The 13,596-nt window shown below is 65.5% G+C and carries 14 protein-coding genes; 7 read left to right on the forward strand and 7 right to left on the reverse strand.

Going from position 1 to position 13,596, the window contains the following annotated elements; all coding sequences use genetic code 11:
• Nucleotides 1-35: 35 nt before the first annotated feature.
• Entirely contained in the window at nt 36-1,448 is a 1,413-nt protein-coding gene (locus tag EA473_RS11380) for a geranylgeranyl reductase family protein (protein WP_124195784.1), read from the forward strand.
• A 265-nt stretch (nt 1,449-1,713) separates the two neighbouring features.
• On the opposite strand, the gene EA473_RS11385 is transcribed toward EA473_RS11380, so the two are convergent.
• The 3 genes from EA473_RS11385 to EA473_RS11395 form a co-directional block, all read right to left on the reverse strand.
• A complete protein-coding gene (locus EA473_RS11385; protein ID WP_124195785.1) occupies nt 1,714-3,447 on the reverse strand; it encodes a M48 family metalloprotease in 1,734 nt (577 codons plus the stop codon).
• A gap of 187 nt (nt 3,448-3,634) precedes the next feature.
• On the reverse strand, nt 3,635-4,909 hold the full coding sequence (locus tag EA473_RS11390) for an amidohydrolase (protein ID WP_124195786.1): 1,275 nt from the start codon (nt 4,907-4,909) through the stop codon (nt 3,635-3,637).
• A gap of 63 nt (nt 4,910-4,972) precedes the next feature.
• Complete coding sequence (locus tag EA473_RS11395) at nt 4,973-5,308, reverse strand: uS10/mL48 family ribosomal protein (protein WP_124195787.1); 336 nt, start codon at nt 5,306-5,308, stop codon at nt 4,973-4,975.
• Between the two features lie 141 nt (nt 5,309-5,449).
• Here EA473_RS11395 and EA473_RS11400 point away from each other — a divergent pair, with 141 nt between their 5' ends.
• Nucleotides 5,450-5,884: a bis(5'-nucleosyl)-tetraphosphatase gene (locus EA473_RS11400; RefSeq protein WP_124195788.1), complete on the forward strand. Its 435-nt coding sequence runs from the start codon at nt 5,450-5,452 to the stop codon at nt 5,882-5,884.
• A 223-nt stretch (nt 5,885-6,107) separates the two neighbouring features.
• Here EA473_RS11400 and EA473_RS11405 read toward each other — a convergent pair whose 3' ends face one another.
• Nucleotides 6,108-6,536, reverse strand: coding sequence for an RDD family protein (locus tag EA473_RS11405; protein ID WP_124195789.1), 429 nt, complete (start codon nt 6,534-6,536; stop codon nt 6,108-6,110).
• 69 nt (nt 6,537-6,605) lie between these two features.
• Nucleotides 6,606-7,202 (reverse strand): alpha/beta hydrolase, encoded by a 597-nt coding sequence (locus EA473_RS11410; protein ID WP_124195790.1) that lies wholly within the window; start codon nt 7,200-7,202, stop codon nt 6,606-6,608.
• 169 nt (nt 7,203-7,371) lie between these two features.
• Here EA473_RS11410 and EA473_RS11415 point away from each other — a divergent pair, with 169 nt between their 5' ends.
• The gene (locus EA473_RS11415) at nt 7,372-8,205 is read left to right on the forward strand and encodes a PspA/IM30 family protein (protein ID WP_124195791.1); all 834 of its coding nucleotides are present in this window, start codon (nt 7,372-7,374) and stop codon (nt 8,203-8,205) included.
• On the opposite strand, the gene EA473_RS11420 is transcribed toward EA473_RS11415, so the two are convergent.
• On the reverse strand, nt 8,206-8,778 hold the full coding sequence (locus tag EA473_RS11420) for an HPP family protein (RefSeq protein ID WP_124195792.1): 573 nt from the start codon (nt 8,776-8,778) through the stop codon (nt 8,206-8,208). It abuts the gene before it with no gap.
• Between the two features lie 131 nt (nt 8,779-8,909).
• On the opposite strand from EA473_RS11420, the gene EA473_RS11425 reads away from it, so the two are divergent.
• Nucleotides 8,910-9,485 carry a cupredoxin domain-containing protein gene (locus tag EA473_RS11425; protein ID WP_124195793.1) on the forward strand — a complete coding sequence of 192 codons (576 nt, stop codon included), beginning with the start codon at nt 8,910-8,912 and terminating at the stop codon, nt 9,483-9,485.
• Between the two features lie 60 nt (nt 9,486-9,545).
• On the opposite strand, the gene EA473_RS11430 is transcribed toward EA473_RS11425, so the two are convergent.
• Nucleotides 9,546-10,067: an FxLYD domain-containing protein gene (locus EA473_RS11430; protein WP_124195794.1), complete on the reverse strand. Its 522-nt coding sequence runs from the start codon at nt 10,065-10,067 to the stop codon at nt 9,546-9,548.
• Nucleotides 10,068-10,239: 172 nt separating this feature from the next.
• Between EA473_RS11430 and EA473_RS11435 the strand changes: the two genes are divergently transcribed.
• The 3 genes from EA473_RS11435 (at nt 10,240) to EA473_RS11445 (ending at nt 13,582) form a co-directional block, all read left to right on the forward strand.
• On the forward strand, nt 10,240-11,316 hold the full coding sequence (locus EA473_RS11435; RefSeq protein ID WP_124195795.1) for a hypothetical protein: 1,077 nt from the start codon (nt 10,240-10,242) through the stop codon (nt 11,314-11,316).
• Between the two features lie 134 nt (nt 11,317-11,450).
• Nucleotides 11,451-12,476 carry a hypothetical protein gene (locus tag EA473_RS11440; protein ID WP_124195796.1) on the forward strand — a complete coding sequence of 342 codons (1,026 nt, stop codon included), beginning with the start codon at nt 11,451-11,453 and terminating at the stop codon, nt 12,474-12,476.
• 68 nt (nt 12,477-12,544) lie between these two features.
• Nucleotides 12,545-13,582 (forward strand): hypothetical protein, encoded by a 1,038-nt coding sequence (locus EA473_RS11445; RefSeq protein ID WP_124195797.1) that lies wholly within the window; start codon nt 12,545-12,547, stop codon nt 13,580-13,582.
• Nucleotides 13,583-13,596 lie beyond the last annotated feature (14 nt).

Below are 13,596 nucleotides of genomic sequence, written 5' to 3' on the forward strand. Positions count from 1 at the left end.
AAACGTTTTCTTGTCGGGGTATAGAGAGTGTGGGTATGAGTACACAGGAGCAGTCGGGTGGGGCCGCGCCGTCTGGAACGCAGACGCAGTCACCCGACGCCGTCGTCGTCGGTGCCGGGACCGCCGGCTGTTACGCCGCCGCGACCGTCGCACGGGAGGGGTACGACGTCGTCGTCCTCGAGCGCAAATCCGAGGAAGAGGCGGGACACATCGCCTGCGGGGACGCCCTGAAGGGGGCGAACGCGTTTCCCGAGTCGATCCCGAAATCCCAGATCGAACCGGCGTTTACCAACACCGGCGTCGACCACGGCCGATTCGAGATTCCACAGGAGGATACGGTCCTCGAGATTCCGGTTCCCGGCGAACTGGCGGTCATCGATCGCTGGGAGTACGGCCGGCGGATCATCGAGGGTGCCGAAAACGCGGGCGCGCGGATGCAGTACGACACCGTCGTGACGGACGTCGTCCAGGCCGAGGACGGACGCGTCACCGGCGTCGAGGCGATCCGGAAAGGCGATCCGATCACCTACGAGGCAGACGTCGTCGTCGACGCGGCGGGCTCGCTCTCGGTACTGCAGGACAACGTCGACTTCTCGGAGTCGACGTTCGACACCAACGTCAACTACTCGCACTTCTGTTCGGCCTACCGCGAGATCGTCCACGTCGAGGAACCCGTCGAGTGGTCCGACGCGCTCGTCTTCAAGCCGACCGAACGCGCGGCGGGCTATCTCTGGTACTTCCCGCGGACGGAGACCGAGATCAACGCCGGGCTGGGCTTTCAGATGACCGAAGAGCCCATGCAACTCGTCGAGGATCTCAAACACGACCTCGAGAACAGACCGGAGTTCGCCGGAGCCGACGTCGAGGACAAACTCGGCGCGGCGCTGCCGACCCGTCGGCCGTACGACTCGGCCGTCCACCCCGGCTACGTGGCGATCGGCGACGCCGCGGGCCACGTCAACCCGACCACCGGCGGCGGCATCGCCGGGGCGGCCTACGCCGGCAAGTACGCCGCCGAACGGATCGTCGAGGCGATCGAGACCGGCGACCCGAGCGAGGAGACGCTCTGGGAGTACAACGAGCGCGTGATGGATCACTTCGGCGCGCGGTACGCGGCGCTCGACGTCTACAACATCCTCTCGACCGCGGTCGACGTCGACGACCTCATGGGGCTGCTCGCGGCGATGCCCGGCGAGAAACTCGCCGAAGCGCTCTACTCCGGCAGCACGGACATCGGCACGAAGCTCAAACTCGAGGCCCTGATCAAGAGCCGCGGCCACTGGGGAACCATCTGGAACCTCTACAAAACGAAACGCTGCGCGGACGACCTCCTCGCACACTACGAGGACTACCCCTCGAGTCCCGACGGCCTCGCGGCCTGGCAGGACCGACGCGACGAGCTGATGGAGGCCGTCTACGAGACGACCGGAGCCGATCCGAAGTACTAGAATCGACCTTTTGCGCTGCGGTCTGGCGCGAGCGACGAACGCCTCGCACGCGCCGTCCCTCGGCAAAATGTCGATCAAAAGCACTCCTCCCTCCGTTTCGGACGCGTAGCGTCCTCCACATCGGTCGTCGGCCCGCTCGCTCGTTTTACTCGCTCGCGGTCGGTATCGGCCGACCGCCTGCCCTCCCCCGAGTCACGACGGTCGCCGCGAGTTGCGGCGACCGCCCCTCCTGGCCACCTGTTTCGAGTGTATCGGGACGCCCGGATCACACTCGAGCCCGCAGCCGGTCGACGCGCTTCTCCGTCGGCGGATGGGTTCCGAAGATCGTTCGCGCGACGAACCGTCGCGTCCGGTCGAAAAAGCGGTGTTCCTCCCACGGCGGCGGGACGATGGCGAACGCGGCGGCCGTCTCCCGCTCGCGGAGGTCCGTCGTCGGACGGCGCTCGAGGTCGAAATCGAGCGTCTCGAGCGCGCTCGCGAGGCCTGCCGGGTCGCCGGTGATCGCGACCGCGCCGTCGTCGGCGGCGTACTCCCGGCCGTGGGCGACGAGGGCGACGTACCAGCGACTCGCGATCCGAACGACCGCCGCGAGCGGTTCGACGACGGGGTTGTAACCGTACCGGCTGCGGGAGAGCCGTGAGACGGCACCGGGGGCCGACAACGCGGTGAGCACCGCGGCGTCCCGGTTTTTGAGGTGGGCGAGTTCGTGGGCGACGACGGCATCGAGTTCGCGTTCCTCGAGCGTCTCGAGCAGTCCGTGCGAGAGGACGAGCGTCGACGCAGCGGGCCGGTATCCAACCGTCAGCGCGACCGGCGTCTCGCGCTCGAGCACCCGAATCTCGGGGGTCGGAAGGTCGGCCTGCCCGGCGAGTCGGGTCACGACCGACTCCAGTTGCGTTCGAGACCGTTGGCCGTCCACCGCTGCGCTCGAACCCGCTTCCGCCCCACCGGCGACCCGACCCGCCGGCTCGTCCGCCACGAGCGTCTCGAGGTCGAATCGATCCTCGAGGTCCCGGAGGACGGCGGTGTCGCCGGCGAACTCCGCGCGTATCGCGCCGCCTGCGTGGACGCCGACGAGTGTGAACGCGCTCGCGGCGGCCAGCGAGACGGCGAGGGTCTCCGTCGGGACGATGGTCCCCGCCCAGTAGCCGCCTCCCGCGACGGCGAGCGCACCGGCCGCTGCCAGAACTGCCGGTCGCGGCCCGCGCGCTCGCCGGAGTCGGGTGCGAATCCGTTCGACCTCGTCCGTGAAGCCGTAGACGTCGGCGGGATCGACGGGCTCCTCCTCGGCGCTCTCGGCGGCGCGGCGCTCGACGGCGTCTCGAACCCGGTCGACGTAGTCGGGTGCGAGGATCGAACCGAGGACGAGCCAGCCGAGCGCGCCCACGACGAGCAGGGAGAATCCTGGCCAGAACGCCGCGCTGAGGTAGCCGACGGCGAAGACGACGAGGACGAGCCAGTTGCCACCGGTCGTGCGCTCGTCGTCCACGCCGTCTCTCGAGCGGAGCCACTCGTGGGCGGCCCAGGCGTAGCCGACCGTCACCAGGTAGAAGAAACCGAGCAGAATCAGCATCGCGAGCACGGGTTCGGGAAGCGCCTGACCCAGAAACGGCAGGGCAGCCAGGGCGATCAGCAGCGACGAGAGCAACAGCACGTACGAGGCGAGTTCGACGGTTCCCTGCGCGAGCGCGCCCGCCGGCGACCCGAGCTCGCGGGCGGTTCGGACGGTTCGCAGCGAGAGTTCGACGGCGACCAGACAGGTGATCGTGACCGCGACCACGAGCGCCGCGGCGACCGGTTCGACGAGGAGGCCGGAGTCGGTACCGGGGAAGAACGTCGGTGACGAAAGCGCCTCGACGCCGTAGCGAACCCCCGCGTAGACGGGGACGGCGACGAGCAGGAGGGCCGCGCCGACGACGCCACTCGAGAGGGCGAGACAGCAGCCGGCGGCGACGACCGTACGGACGAGGAGGCTCGCGCGGGTGCGGATCGACGTCACGGCGAGTTCACCTCGAGTCGCGGCGGCTCGGACCGGGCGGAGGGTGACTGCGTGGAAGGCATGTCGTTCGAATGATTCGTCTCGAGGGACAAATATCGTGGTCGTTCTCGGCGGGTCCCGGAGTGGAGCCGAGAGCCGTATGTTCCTCACGCGGTGGTAGTCACAGGTTCGCGGGTTTTGGCGGCTCTCAGTGATTTTCGAGCTCGATACGCTCTATCGCACCGGCGAGGACGTCGATCCCGGTACCGATGCTCTCCTCGTCCACGTCGAACGTCGACGTGTGGTGGCCGCCGGGGTGGTCGGTGCCGACGCCGACGTAACAGGCCGTGCCGCCGTTTTCCTGGACCGTCTCCATCAGGAACGTGGCGTCCTCGCTCCCGCCGAGGTCGTCGCGCTCGAGGACGCTATCCACGCCATCTGTCCTCGCGGCCACGTCGGCGACGATCGAGACGAGCTCGTCGTCGCTCGTCGCGCTCGGGGCCTCCGCGCCCGGTTCGATCTCGACGTCACAGTCGTGCATCTCGGCGGCGCTCCGGAGGACGCGGCGGGCGTTCGATCGCATGTACTCCATCAACTCCGTCGTCTCGCCTCGCACTTCGGCGACGATCCGGGCCTCTTCGGGGACGATGTTCGCGGCGCTTCCACCCTCCGCGATTCCCGCGTTGACCCGCGTCTTCCCCCCGCTGTTCCGGGGAATGGCATAGAGGTTCTGGACGGCCGTCGCCATCGCCTGGACGGCGTTTCGACCGTCCTCGGGGTGGCCGCCCGCGTGGGCTGGCTCGCCGGTGAACGTCGCCTCGAGGTGTGAGACGGCCAGGAAGCCGTCGACGCCGGCGACGATCTCACCGGTGGGGTGGTTCAGTCCAACGTGGACCGCGAGCATGGCGTCGACGTCCTCGATATGCTCGCTTCTGGCCATCGCCTTGCCGCCGGCGATGATCTCCTCTGCGGGCTGGAAAAAGACCTTGAGGGTTCCGGAGAACTCGCCGTCTGCGATCCGTTCGAGGACGCCGATACCGATCGTCGCGTGGGCGTCGTGTCCGCAGGCGTGCATCGCGCCGTCGTGTTCCGATCGGAACCCCTCCGCTGCGGGCAGGTGGTCCGGATCGTCGGATTCCGACCGCGGGAGGGCGTCGATGTCGACGCGCAGACCCACGGTCGGCCCGTCGCCCCGCTCGAGGACCGCGACGGCTCCCGTGTATCCTCCCTCGAGGCGCTCGAGTATCGCCTCGTCGGCCCCGGCGTCGCGGGCCTGTTCGTACCATCGTGTGAGTTCGACGTCGTCGGGGACCGCGAGTCGGTGCTCCTCGGCGATGGCGTCCGGTCCCACGTGGAGTTCGTCGAGGTCGAAGCGGGACTCGAGTTCCTCGACGATTCGTGCGGTCGTGTAAAACTCCCGCCAGGCGGGTTCCGGTCTCCGGTGGAGGTCTCGCCGAAGCGAGACGAGATCGGCGCTCGTCATACCGGTCCCTCGTCGCGAACGATAAAAAAACACTGTACTTCGTCCGTCCCTCGCGGACGACGTTCAGTTCCCGCGTCCGGAGCTGTGGATCTGCTCGACTTCGGCTTCGATGTGGACCGAGTCGGGGAAGTTCTGCGAGGCGATGTTGCGCGCGAGGTTGTCGTGGCCGTGAATCTCGAGTTGACGGGTGAAAACCGTGTACTCCCAGGAGGAAAAGCGCCGATCGTCGTCCGCGTGGAGGCGGCTGTACTGTGGGACCGACCGTTTCTCGGGCGGGTGCGAATGGGGGCCTTTCAGCGCCGCACCCTTTCGTTCCGCGGTCGTTTTGATGTCGTCGACGATGCCGTCGAGCGCCGCTCGGTCGCCGCTCTGGAGCGTGAGACGGGTGACGAAGGTCATGGCTGTGTTGTCAGACCGTCCACGGCCGGCGCGTAAAAACCTGCTGAGATCGCGGTCGGTTCGGTTGCGTTTCGCTCGAGAGCGTATACGAACGACGAACACTCCGATATTCTCTTAACGTCGTACCTATTAATCTCGTTAATGGCAGTCGAAGCTACGAGCGCAGGCGCAATCCTCTTCCGCGACACGCGGGGCCGGCGCGAGTATCTTCTACTCAAGAGCCGCCCGGGCGACTGGGAGTTTCCGAAGGGCGGTGTCGAGGGAGGCGAAGAACTACAGCAGACGGCTATCCGCGAAGTTAAGGAAGAGGCAGGCATCGAGGAGTTCCGACTTCTCGACGGCTTTCGTGAGGACTACGACTACGTGTTCGAGGCGAACGGGACGACGATCCACAAGACCGTTCACCTCTTCATCGCGAAATCCTTCGAGGCGAGTGCGGAACTGTCGAACGAACACCGCGACCTGCAGTGGCGCGATTACGAACAGGCAGTGAACACCGTTACACAGGACGGCCCGCGCGAAATCTTAGAACAGGCTCACGAGTTCCTCGACGAGCGGGAGGAAGACGAAGAGTAAGCGCTTCCGAACCACGTGCGGCCACACCCCTTAGAGCCGCGGTGTTAGTGATCGAAACGTCCCGTGTGGACTGCACTCGATCTACCGATCCGCCGGCAGGCCGTTCGAAATCGTCCCGACGATGGCCGACGGCGACCTATGGTGACAACTGCAACGATTTACACACCCATCGCCGATCAGTCTGCCGATCAGATGTGCAATGACTTGCAGTGGCTACTATATCTCAGCGTTGCTTGACGACGACCGTATCCGCGATCAGATCGCCGATCCGCTGGTTCTCGTCGGTGATGAGGATCAACACGAGGCCGATCAGGTACGCGAACGGAAGCTGATCGACGATCAGCGCCAGGTTACGCAGAATCGACGCCCCGACGGTGCAGTTCGATCCGTCCGATTTGACCACGACCAGGCCGAACAGGTACTTGCCGGGCGTGTAGCCGTACAGTCCCTCGAGAAGGAACACGTAGACGAACGTGACGACCAGGATGACGAGTGACATCAGTAGGCCGACCGTGTCCCCGAGTGCGAATCCAACGACCGAGAGGAGCCCCGCGATGAGGCCCAGAATTATCCCGTCGACGAGAAACGCGATGAGTCTCTGTGCGATCACGTCGCCGTTCGTTCCCATCTGTGGGCTCGGATGTTTCTCCATACGATCAACGGGTTCATTCAACATACTTGTACTTTTGCATCGAATGCCCCCGTCAGGGACTCAGCGCGCTCACTCGAGCACCGTCCGCTCGAAAAAGGACGTGACTTCGGTAGCGATCCGTTCGCGCTGTCCGACGAAGAAGTGGTCGGCCGGCAACGGCGTCACGTCGTCGCGGTCGGTCGCGCCGTCGACGACCGGCTCCCACTCGACCGTCGTATCCCGCTCTCCGTACAGTATCTGGACTGGCACGGCGAGGGTCTCGAGTGCCGAGATCGCATCGAGGTCGTCCGCGAGTCGAGCCGTCGGTGCGAGCGCGGAGACCGCGTCCACGGCCTCGAGATCGGCGGACGCGAGCAACGCCTCCGTCGCCCCGAAACTGTAGCCGAAGACGCCGATCCGTTCGTATCGATCCGCGGCCCACCGGACGACGTTGCGGACGTCCGCGCGCTCGCCGTACCCCTCGTCCCACGCACCGTAGTCGAACCGGAGACAGGCGATTCCCGACTCACGGAGCGCGTCGGCGACCGCCACGAGCCGCCCGTCGCTTCGCGACCCGCCGCGTTGGGGATGAGGGGGGCAGGCGACGACGATTACGTCTGCGCCGGCAGCCGGTTCCTCGAGCGTTCCGCGTACGTCGCGACCGGCCGGAATCAGTACGTCCGTCATCGGTGACCGTTCGACGCGGTCTGTAATCAAAATCGGTCATCCGGGTTGCCGGGCCGTAATCGATCGTCCGGAGACGGGTATCCCCTCGCTGCGGCACGAACGCTGGCACCTTCGGTTCGGACTGTCGCTGATGTGATGTTTTTAAGGGCGACGAGCGATAGGTACGAGTATGGGCATCCTCTCTCGGACCTCCTACGTCATCCGGTCGAAGATCAACTCGGTGCTCAACCGGGCCGAGGATCCGACCGAAACGCTCGATTACTCCTACGAGCAGATGCGCGATCAGCTCCAGGAGGTCAAACGCGGCATCGCCGACCTCACCACGCAGAAAAAGCGCCTCGAGATGCAAAAACGCCGCCTCGAGGAGAACGTCGAAAAACACAACGAGCAGGCCCGGACGGCGGTCCAGCAGGACCGAGAAGATCTGGCACGACGTGCGCTGGAGAAAAAGAAGACGAAGATGAACCAGATCGAGGATCTGGAGCGCCAGATCTCGGAACTCCAGAGCCAGCAGGATCGTCTGATCGAGCAGAAAGACGAACTCCAGGCACGAATCGAGGAGTTCCGAACGAAGAAGGAAACGATGAAAGCCCGCTACGAGGCTGCGGAAGCGAGCTCGACGGTGTCGGAGGCGATGACGGCGACGGGCGAAGAGTTCGAGGACGTCGGCCGCGCGATCGAACGCGCCGAAGAACAGACCGAGGACATGGAAGCCCGCGCCGCGGCGCTCGACGAACTCCACGAGACCGGCGCGTTCGACGACGTCATCTCCGATAAGGACTCCATCGACCGCGAACTCGAGGAGCTGTCGACCGACAGCGGCGTCGAGGCCGAACTCGAGACGCTGAAATCCGAGGTCGGGGGCGGTGAACCCGAGCCCGAACCCCAATCCGAAACCGAGACCGAGGTCGACGAGTCGGAACTCGAGGACCTCGAAGCCGACGTCGACGACAGCGAGGTCGAGGCCGAACTCGCCGAACTACAGGACGAAGAGAACTCCTGATTACTCGCGAGCGTCTTTCGGTTTGAACCCGTACCGTTCTGCGAGCGTCGAGATGACGCGGTCGTGAAAGTACCAGAGGATGGCGACCGCCGTGACGATGATGAGGGCGTCGACGACACCGCCCATCAGCCCGAGCGCGATGATGAGCGTCGTCGCACACGCCGCCGCGTGGTTCGTCTTCGTCAGTAACATGGTCGTGGTCGTCAGCATCATCGCGAGCGTCGCGCTCGCGGACAGGTAGATCAGGTTCCACGAGAACGCGGGATCCGGCTGATCGAAGACGACGTACGCGCTGACCTCGTTTCCGAGCAGCGCGTAGGCGATCAGTCCGGCGGCGACGGCGACGGCGTGGCCGCCGATGACGTGGTAGCCACCTTCGGCCCGCGGCTGTTCGCCGGTCGCCATCAGGTACGCCGAGGGGCCGAGACTCGGGAAGAGAAACGGCCGGCCGCTCACCAGCGTGATCAGCCCGAGAACCGTAAAGTGCAAGAAGACGTTGAGCGTCGCGCTGTACTCGTCTCTGACGTCCAGTTCGCGGTCGGGATCTTCGAAGGGGAGTTCGACGTCGACCAACGTGGGTAAGAAAACGGTCCGATCCGGCAAAAGCGCTCGCGCTGCAACCGCCCGTCTCGCCGCGGTCGACCGCGTTTTCACGCCGTGGCTCGAGTCGCGTACTTTTCCTGCCGTCGCCTCGAGGTGTGAGTATGGGCAGGCGACGCACCTCGCGGCGACGGGTGGTCGCGACCGGGGGAGCGCTGCTGTCGACCGGCGGGACCGTGCTCGCGTCGGGACTCGCCGGCTGTCTCGAGGAGGTACCAGGCGACGACGATCCGCAACTGGGCGATCCGGAGCCGTCCGTCGAGGTCGAACTGACGACCGCCGCGGACGACGAGCGGATCGATCCGCCGGTGGTCCACCTCGTCGACGGCGGAACGGTCGAGTGGGTCGTCGGTGACGGTCGTCACGACACGACCGCGTACCATCCGGCGACGCACGGCGATCAGTTGCGGATTCCCGACGCCGCCGAGCCGTGGGCGAGCGGCGCGTTGGACGACGGCGATTCCGTCGACCGAACGTTCGACGACGAGGGCGTCTACGACTACGTCTGTACGCGCCACGAACCGGAGGGCATGGTTGGAACGATCGTCGTCGGCTGGCCCGATCCCGACGAACAGCCGGCGCTCGAGGCCCCGTCCGAAACGTATCCGCCCGCCGCGGTCGAGCAACTCGAGCGACTGAACGAGCGGGTACGGGAGTTCCTCGAGGAGGCACACGGATAGCGACTTTCGGGAACGGCCGCGTCTACCGACCGTGCGTGAAGGCACAGTACCCAACGCCGTTCACGTCGGCGTCCCGAGTACCGTCACGTCGTACCCCTCGAGGTCCTCGACCGACTCGAGAAGGATCACCTCGAACGCCCAGGCCACGCCGCCGTCGAGGTCGCCTGTCGTGGCGAGGTAACGCCCCAGTTGCTCGCCGTTTCCATCGTACGTTCGAACGCGGACCTCGACGAGCTGAATGCGGCCGTCGCCCGCGTTCTCCACCGTTCCCTGGACCGTCGGGCCTCTGAAGTCGTCCTCGAGGACGAACTCGTGGGCTTCGATCGACAGCGAATCCAGCGGTGTGACGCTCTCGTTGATCTCGGTTTCGGCGAGCGCTGCCGCCGCGACGGTCTCCTCGGGAGTGCGGTCCTCGCCGTCGACCGCACCGACCTCGCCGTCCTCGTACGCCGGGGAGTCGTCCCCGCCGACGGCGTTGCATCCGGCGATTGCGAGGGTGGCGACAGCCGTTCCGACGCCGGCGAGCACGCGGCGGCGGCCCGGTCGCTCGCAGCGAGACGATTCGAAACCGCGTCGGCTCATCGCCGCAACCGTCGGTCCGCGGAGCGTTCGCCGTGCTCGATCATACGGGTCGAACGGCTCCGAACCATTTGAGTCTGGACCCTGCACTCGAGCCGCAATCGGACACACCGTCGATCAACTCTCGAGATATGCAACGCAGGGCCTTATCGTCGCTGATAACGAAGCCGAGCGTATGAGTTCGTCCGACGCCGAAGAGGCGTACGAGTCGTACGGCGCTGACATCGGTGAACGGATGACCTCGTGGGCGCGGCTTCGTGACTGGGTTCTCGTGGAGGCCGACCGTCTGTTCGTCGCGGCGCTCGTCTCGGTCGTGACGTTTCTCCTCTTTCTCGTCCTGAACGCACTCGGCGTCGTCTCGTTCGTCAACGACGACTCGATTACCCGCCTGGCCGGCGGGATGATCGCCGGCACCTTCTCGCTCGTGACGCTCGTCGTCTCGATCAACCAGCTCATCCTCTCTCGTGAGTTCGCCGCGGCCGGCGAGTCCGAGAAACAGCTCGAGGGCGTGCTCTCCTTTCGCGAGGACGTGACCGAGACGACGGGCGTGGCGGCGATTCCAGCCTCGCCAACGCGGTTACTCGAGTTGCTCGTCGAAGCGATCGACGACCGCGCCAGAACGCTTGCCGACGCGACGAGCGATCACGACGACGAACTCGCGGCGCAGGTGAGGCGGTACACGAACGGCGTCACGGAGAGCACCGAACGCATCGACGAAACGCTCGAGCACACGAAGTTCGGCACGTTCCAGACCGTCTCTGCGGCGATCGGCTACGACGACGCCTGGCAGCTGTACGCCGCCAGACACCTCCGTGGGCGGTACGGCGACCAGCTGTCCGACGAGGCTCGCGAGGCCCTCGATGGATTGATCGACGCGCTCGAGTCGTTCAGCGTCGCCCGCGAGCACTTCAAGACGACGTACCTCCAGCGCGAGCTCACCCGCTTCTCGCAGTTGACGATCTACTGCGGCGTGCCGGCGATCCTCTCGGCGATGCTCATCGGCTTCCTGTACGCCGATCTGGGCGGACCGGCGATCAGCGCCGACTACCTGCCGGTCGTGGTCAGCGCGCTCATCGCCGTCGTCGTCTCGCCGCTCGCGTTGCTCACGTCGTACATCCTCCGGACCGCGACCGTGACGCGTCGAACGGCCTCAGTCGGGCCCATGCTTCCCCAGAAGGACCCCGACGAGGGGCCGTTCGACGTCACCTACGGCGAGGACTCGGAGTCGCGGACGCCGGCCGGATCGGACTGACCGGCCGCCGAATTCGGATCGCCCCCCGATCCTGCGTCGCTTTTGGCTCTCCCGTGTCGTGACCGTCGAACGTCGTCACCCGTCGATCACCGGCTCAGGTATTTTACGCGCGAGCGTCGTCGATTCTCCCGTCGATGAGCGACTCGGACTCGAGCGACGGATCGGACGATCAGGGACGACTCGAGGGACCTCGGCTGTGGCTGTTACTCCAGGTAAATCGCTGGTTGTTCACGGCTGCCATCCTGTTTGCCGTCTTCGCGATCCTGGTGGCCGCGAGTTTTCTCGAACTGACGCCGCTCCGGGAGATCGTCGAGAACCAGGACGGCATCGAGTTCCTCTTTTCGGCGTTCATCGGGGCGATCATCACCGGCACCTCGATCGTCGTCACGATCAACCAGCTCGTGTTGTCCCAGGAACTCGGCGCGGTCGGTCAGCAACGAGACCGGATGCAGGACGCGATGGAGTTTCGCCGGGACGTCGAAAGCACGATCGACGAGGACGCGAGTCCGCCCGAACCCGCCGCGTTCCTCTTCGAACTCGTCGACGGCGTCCAGGAGCGAGCGAGCGAACTCGAGGCGGAGATGGAGGGCGGGCGAGACGAGGAGTTACGGGAGAAGATCGCCGACTACGTCGACGATGCGACCGAAAACGCACAGACCGTCAAGGACGACCTTCAGGACGCCCAGTTCGGGACGTTTGACGTGATCTGGAACGCGCTCAACTTCAACTACTCGCGGAAGATCTACGACGCTCGCAAGATTCGGGCGGACCACGGCGACTCCCTCTCTGAGGAAGCAAGCGAGAAGATCGACCACATGATCGACACGCTGCAACTGTTCGGCCCGGCCCGCGAGCACTTCAAGACGCTTTACTTCCAGTGGGAGCTGATCAACCTCTCGCGGGCGCTGTTGTACATCTCGGTGCCCGCGCTAACGGTGATGGCGATCATGATTATGTACGTCGACGGGAGCGCGTTGCCGGGATCGACCCTCGGCGTCGACAACCTCGTCTGGCTGACCAGCGCGGGATTCGTCGTCGGCATCTCGCCGTTCGTCGTCTTCATCACCTACATTCTGCGAATCGCGACGGTCGCAAAGCGAACGTTGGCGATGGGTCCGTTCATCCTCCGGGAGTCCGAACGCGACGAAGATCTCGGCTGAGTCGGTTCTCCGATTGCATTCCTGCCATACCTATTTCCGCCCCATCGTGGTAGCACCAGCCTCGAGCGATGAGCGGCGACGGCTCCCAGCCAAGCGATACGATGGCCGAGCGCAGCGACGACCCGACCTGGAAGCACGAGCTCCTGTTGAACGCGAACCGCTGGCTCGTCACCGCCGGGCTGATGGTGTTCGTCGCCGTCGGCCTCCTGTTCGTGAGCGAGTTTAGCCCCGTCTCGTTACGGGCGTTGATGGGCGAGAAAGAGCCGGTCCACACCCTCTTTCAGGCGCTCGTGACCGCGTTGATCACCGGCGTCACGCTCGTCGTGACGATCAACTCGCTGGTGCTCTCGCAGGAACTTGGTGCCGTCGAGGACCAGCGCGAGCGCCTCGAGGGCGCACTCGATTTTCGCGAGCGCGTCGAGGCGTCGATCGACGCGCCGATCAGTCCGCCGGAGCCCGCGTCGTTCGTCCAGGCGATCATCGCCGCCTCGGAGGAGCGAGCCAACGACTTTCGAGAGGCCGTTGCCGACAGTCACGACGAGGAGTTCGAAGAGCGCGTCGACGACTTCGTCGACAACCTCACGACCCACGCCGACTCGATCCGCGACGATCTCGGAGACGCCCAGTTCGGCACCTACGACGTCGTCAAGGCCGCGCTGGACTACAACTACTCCTGGAAGATCTTCCGCGCCCGCCGCATCCAGAACGCGCACGCGGACTCGTTCACCGACGAGACCCGCGAGGCGTACGACGAACTGCTCGAGTCGCTGAAGCTGTTCGGACTCGCCCGCGAGCACTTCAAGACGCTGTACTTCCAGTGGGAACTCATCAATCTCTCGCGGGCGATGATGTACGTCGCCGTGCCCGCGCTGGTGGTCACGATCTCGATGCTGCTGTTTTTCGATGCAGACGCCGTCTCGGGGACGATCCTCGGCATCGATTCGGTCGTCTGGGTCGTCGTGCTGACGTCGACGGTCGCCGTCACCCCGTTTCTCCTGTTGATCGCCTTCGTCCTGCGGATCGCGACGATGGCCAAGCGGACGCTCGCGATCGGCCCGTTCATCCTCCGCGACTCGAGTCGCGGCGAGGAGATCGACTGGGAGTGAGCCGGCCAGTATAT

Source organism: Natrarchaeobius chitinivorans (genome assembly GCF_003841505.1).
Classification (GTDB): Archaea; Halobacteriota; Halobacteria; order Halobacteriales; family Natrialbaceae; genus Natrarchaeobius; species Natrarchaeobius chitinivorans.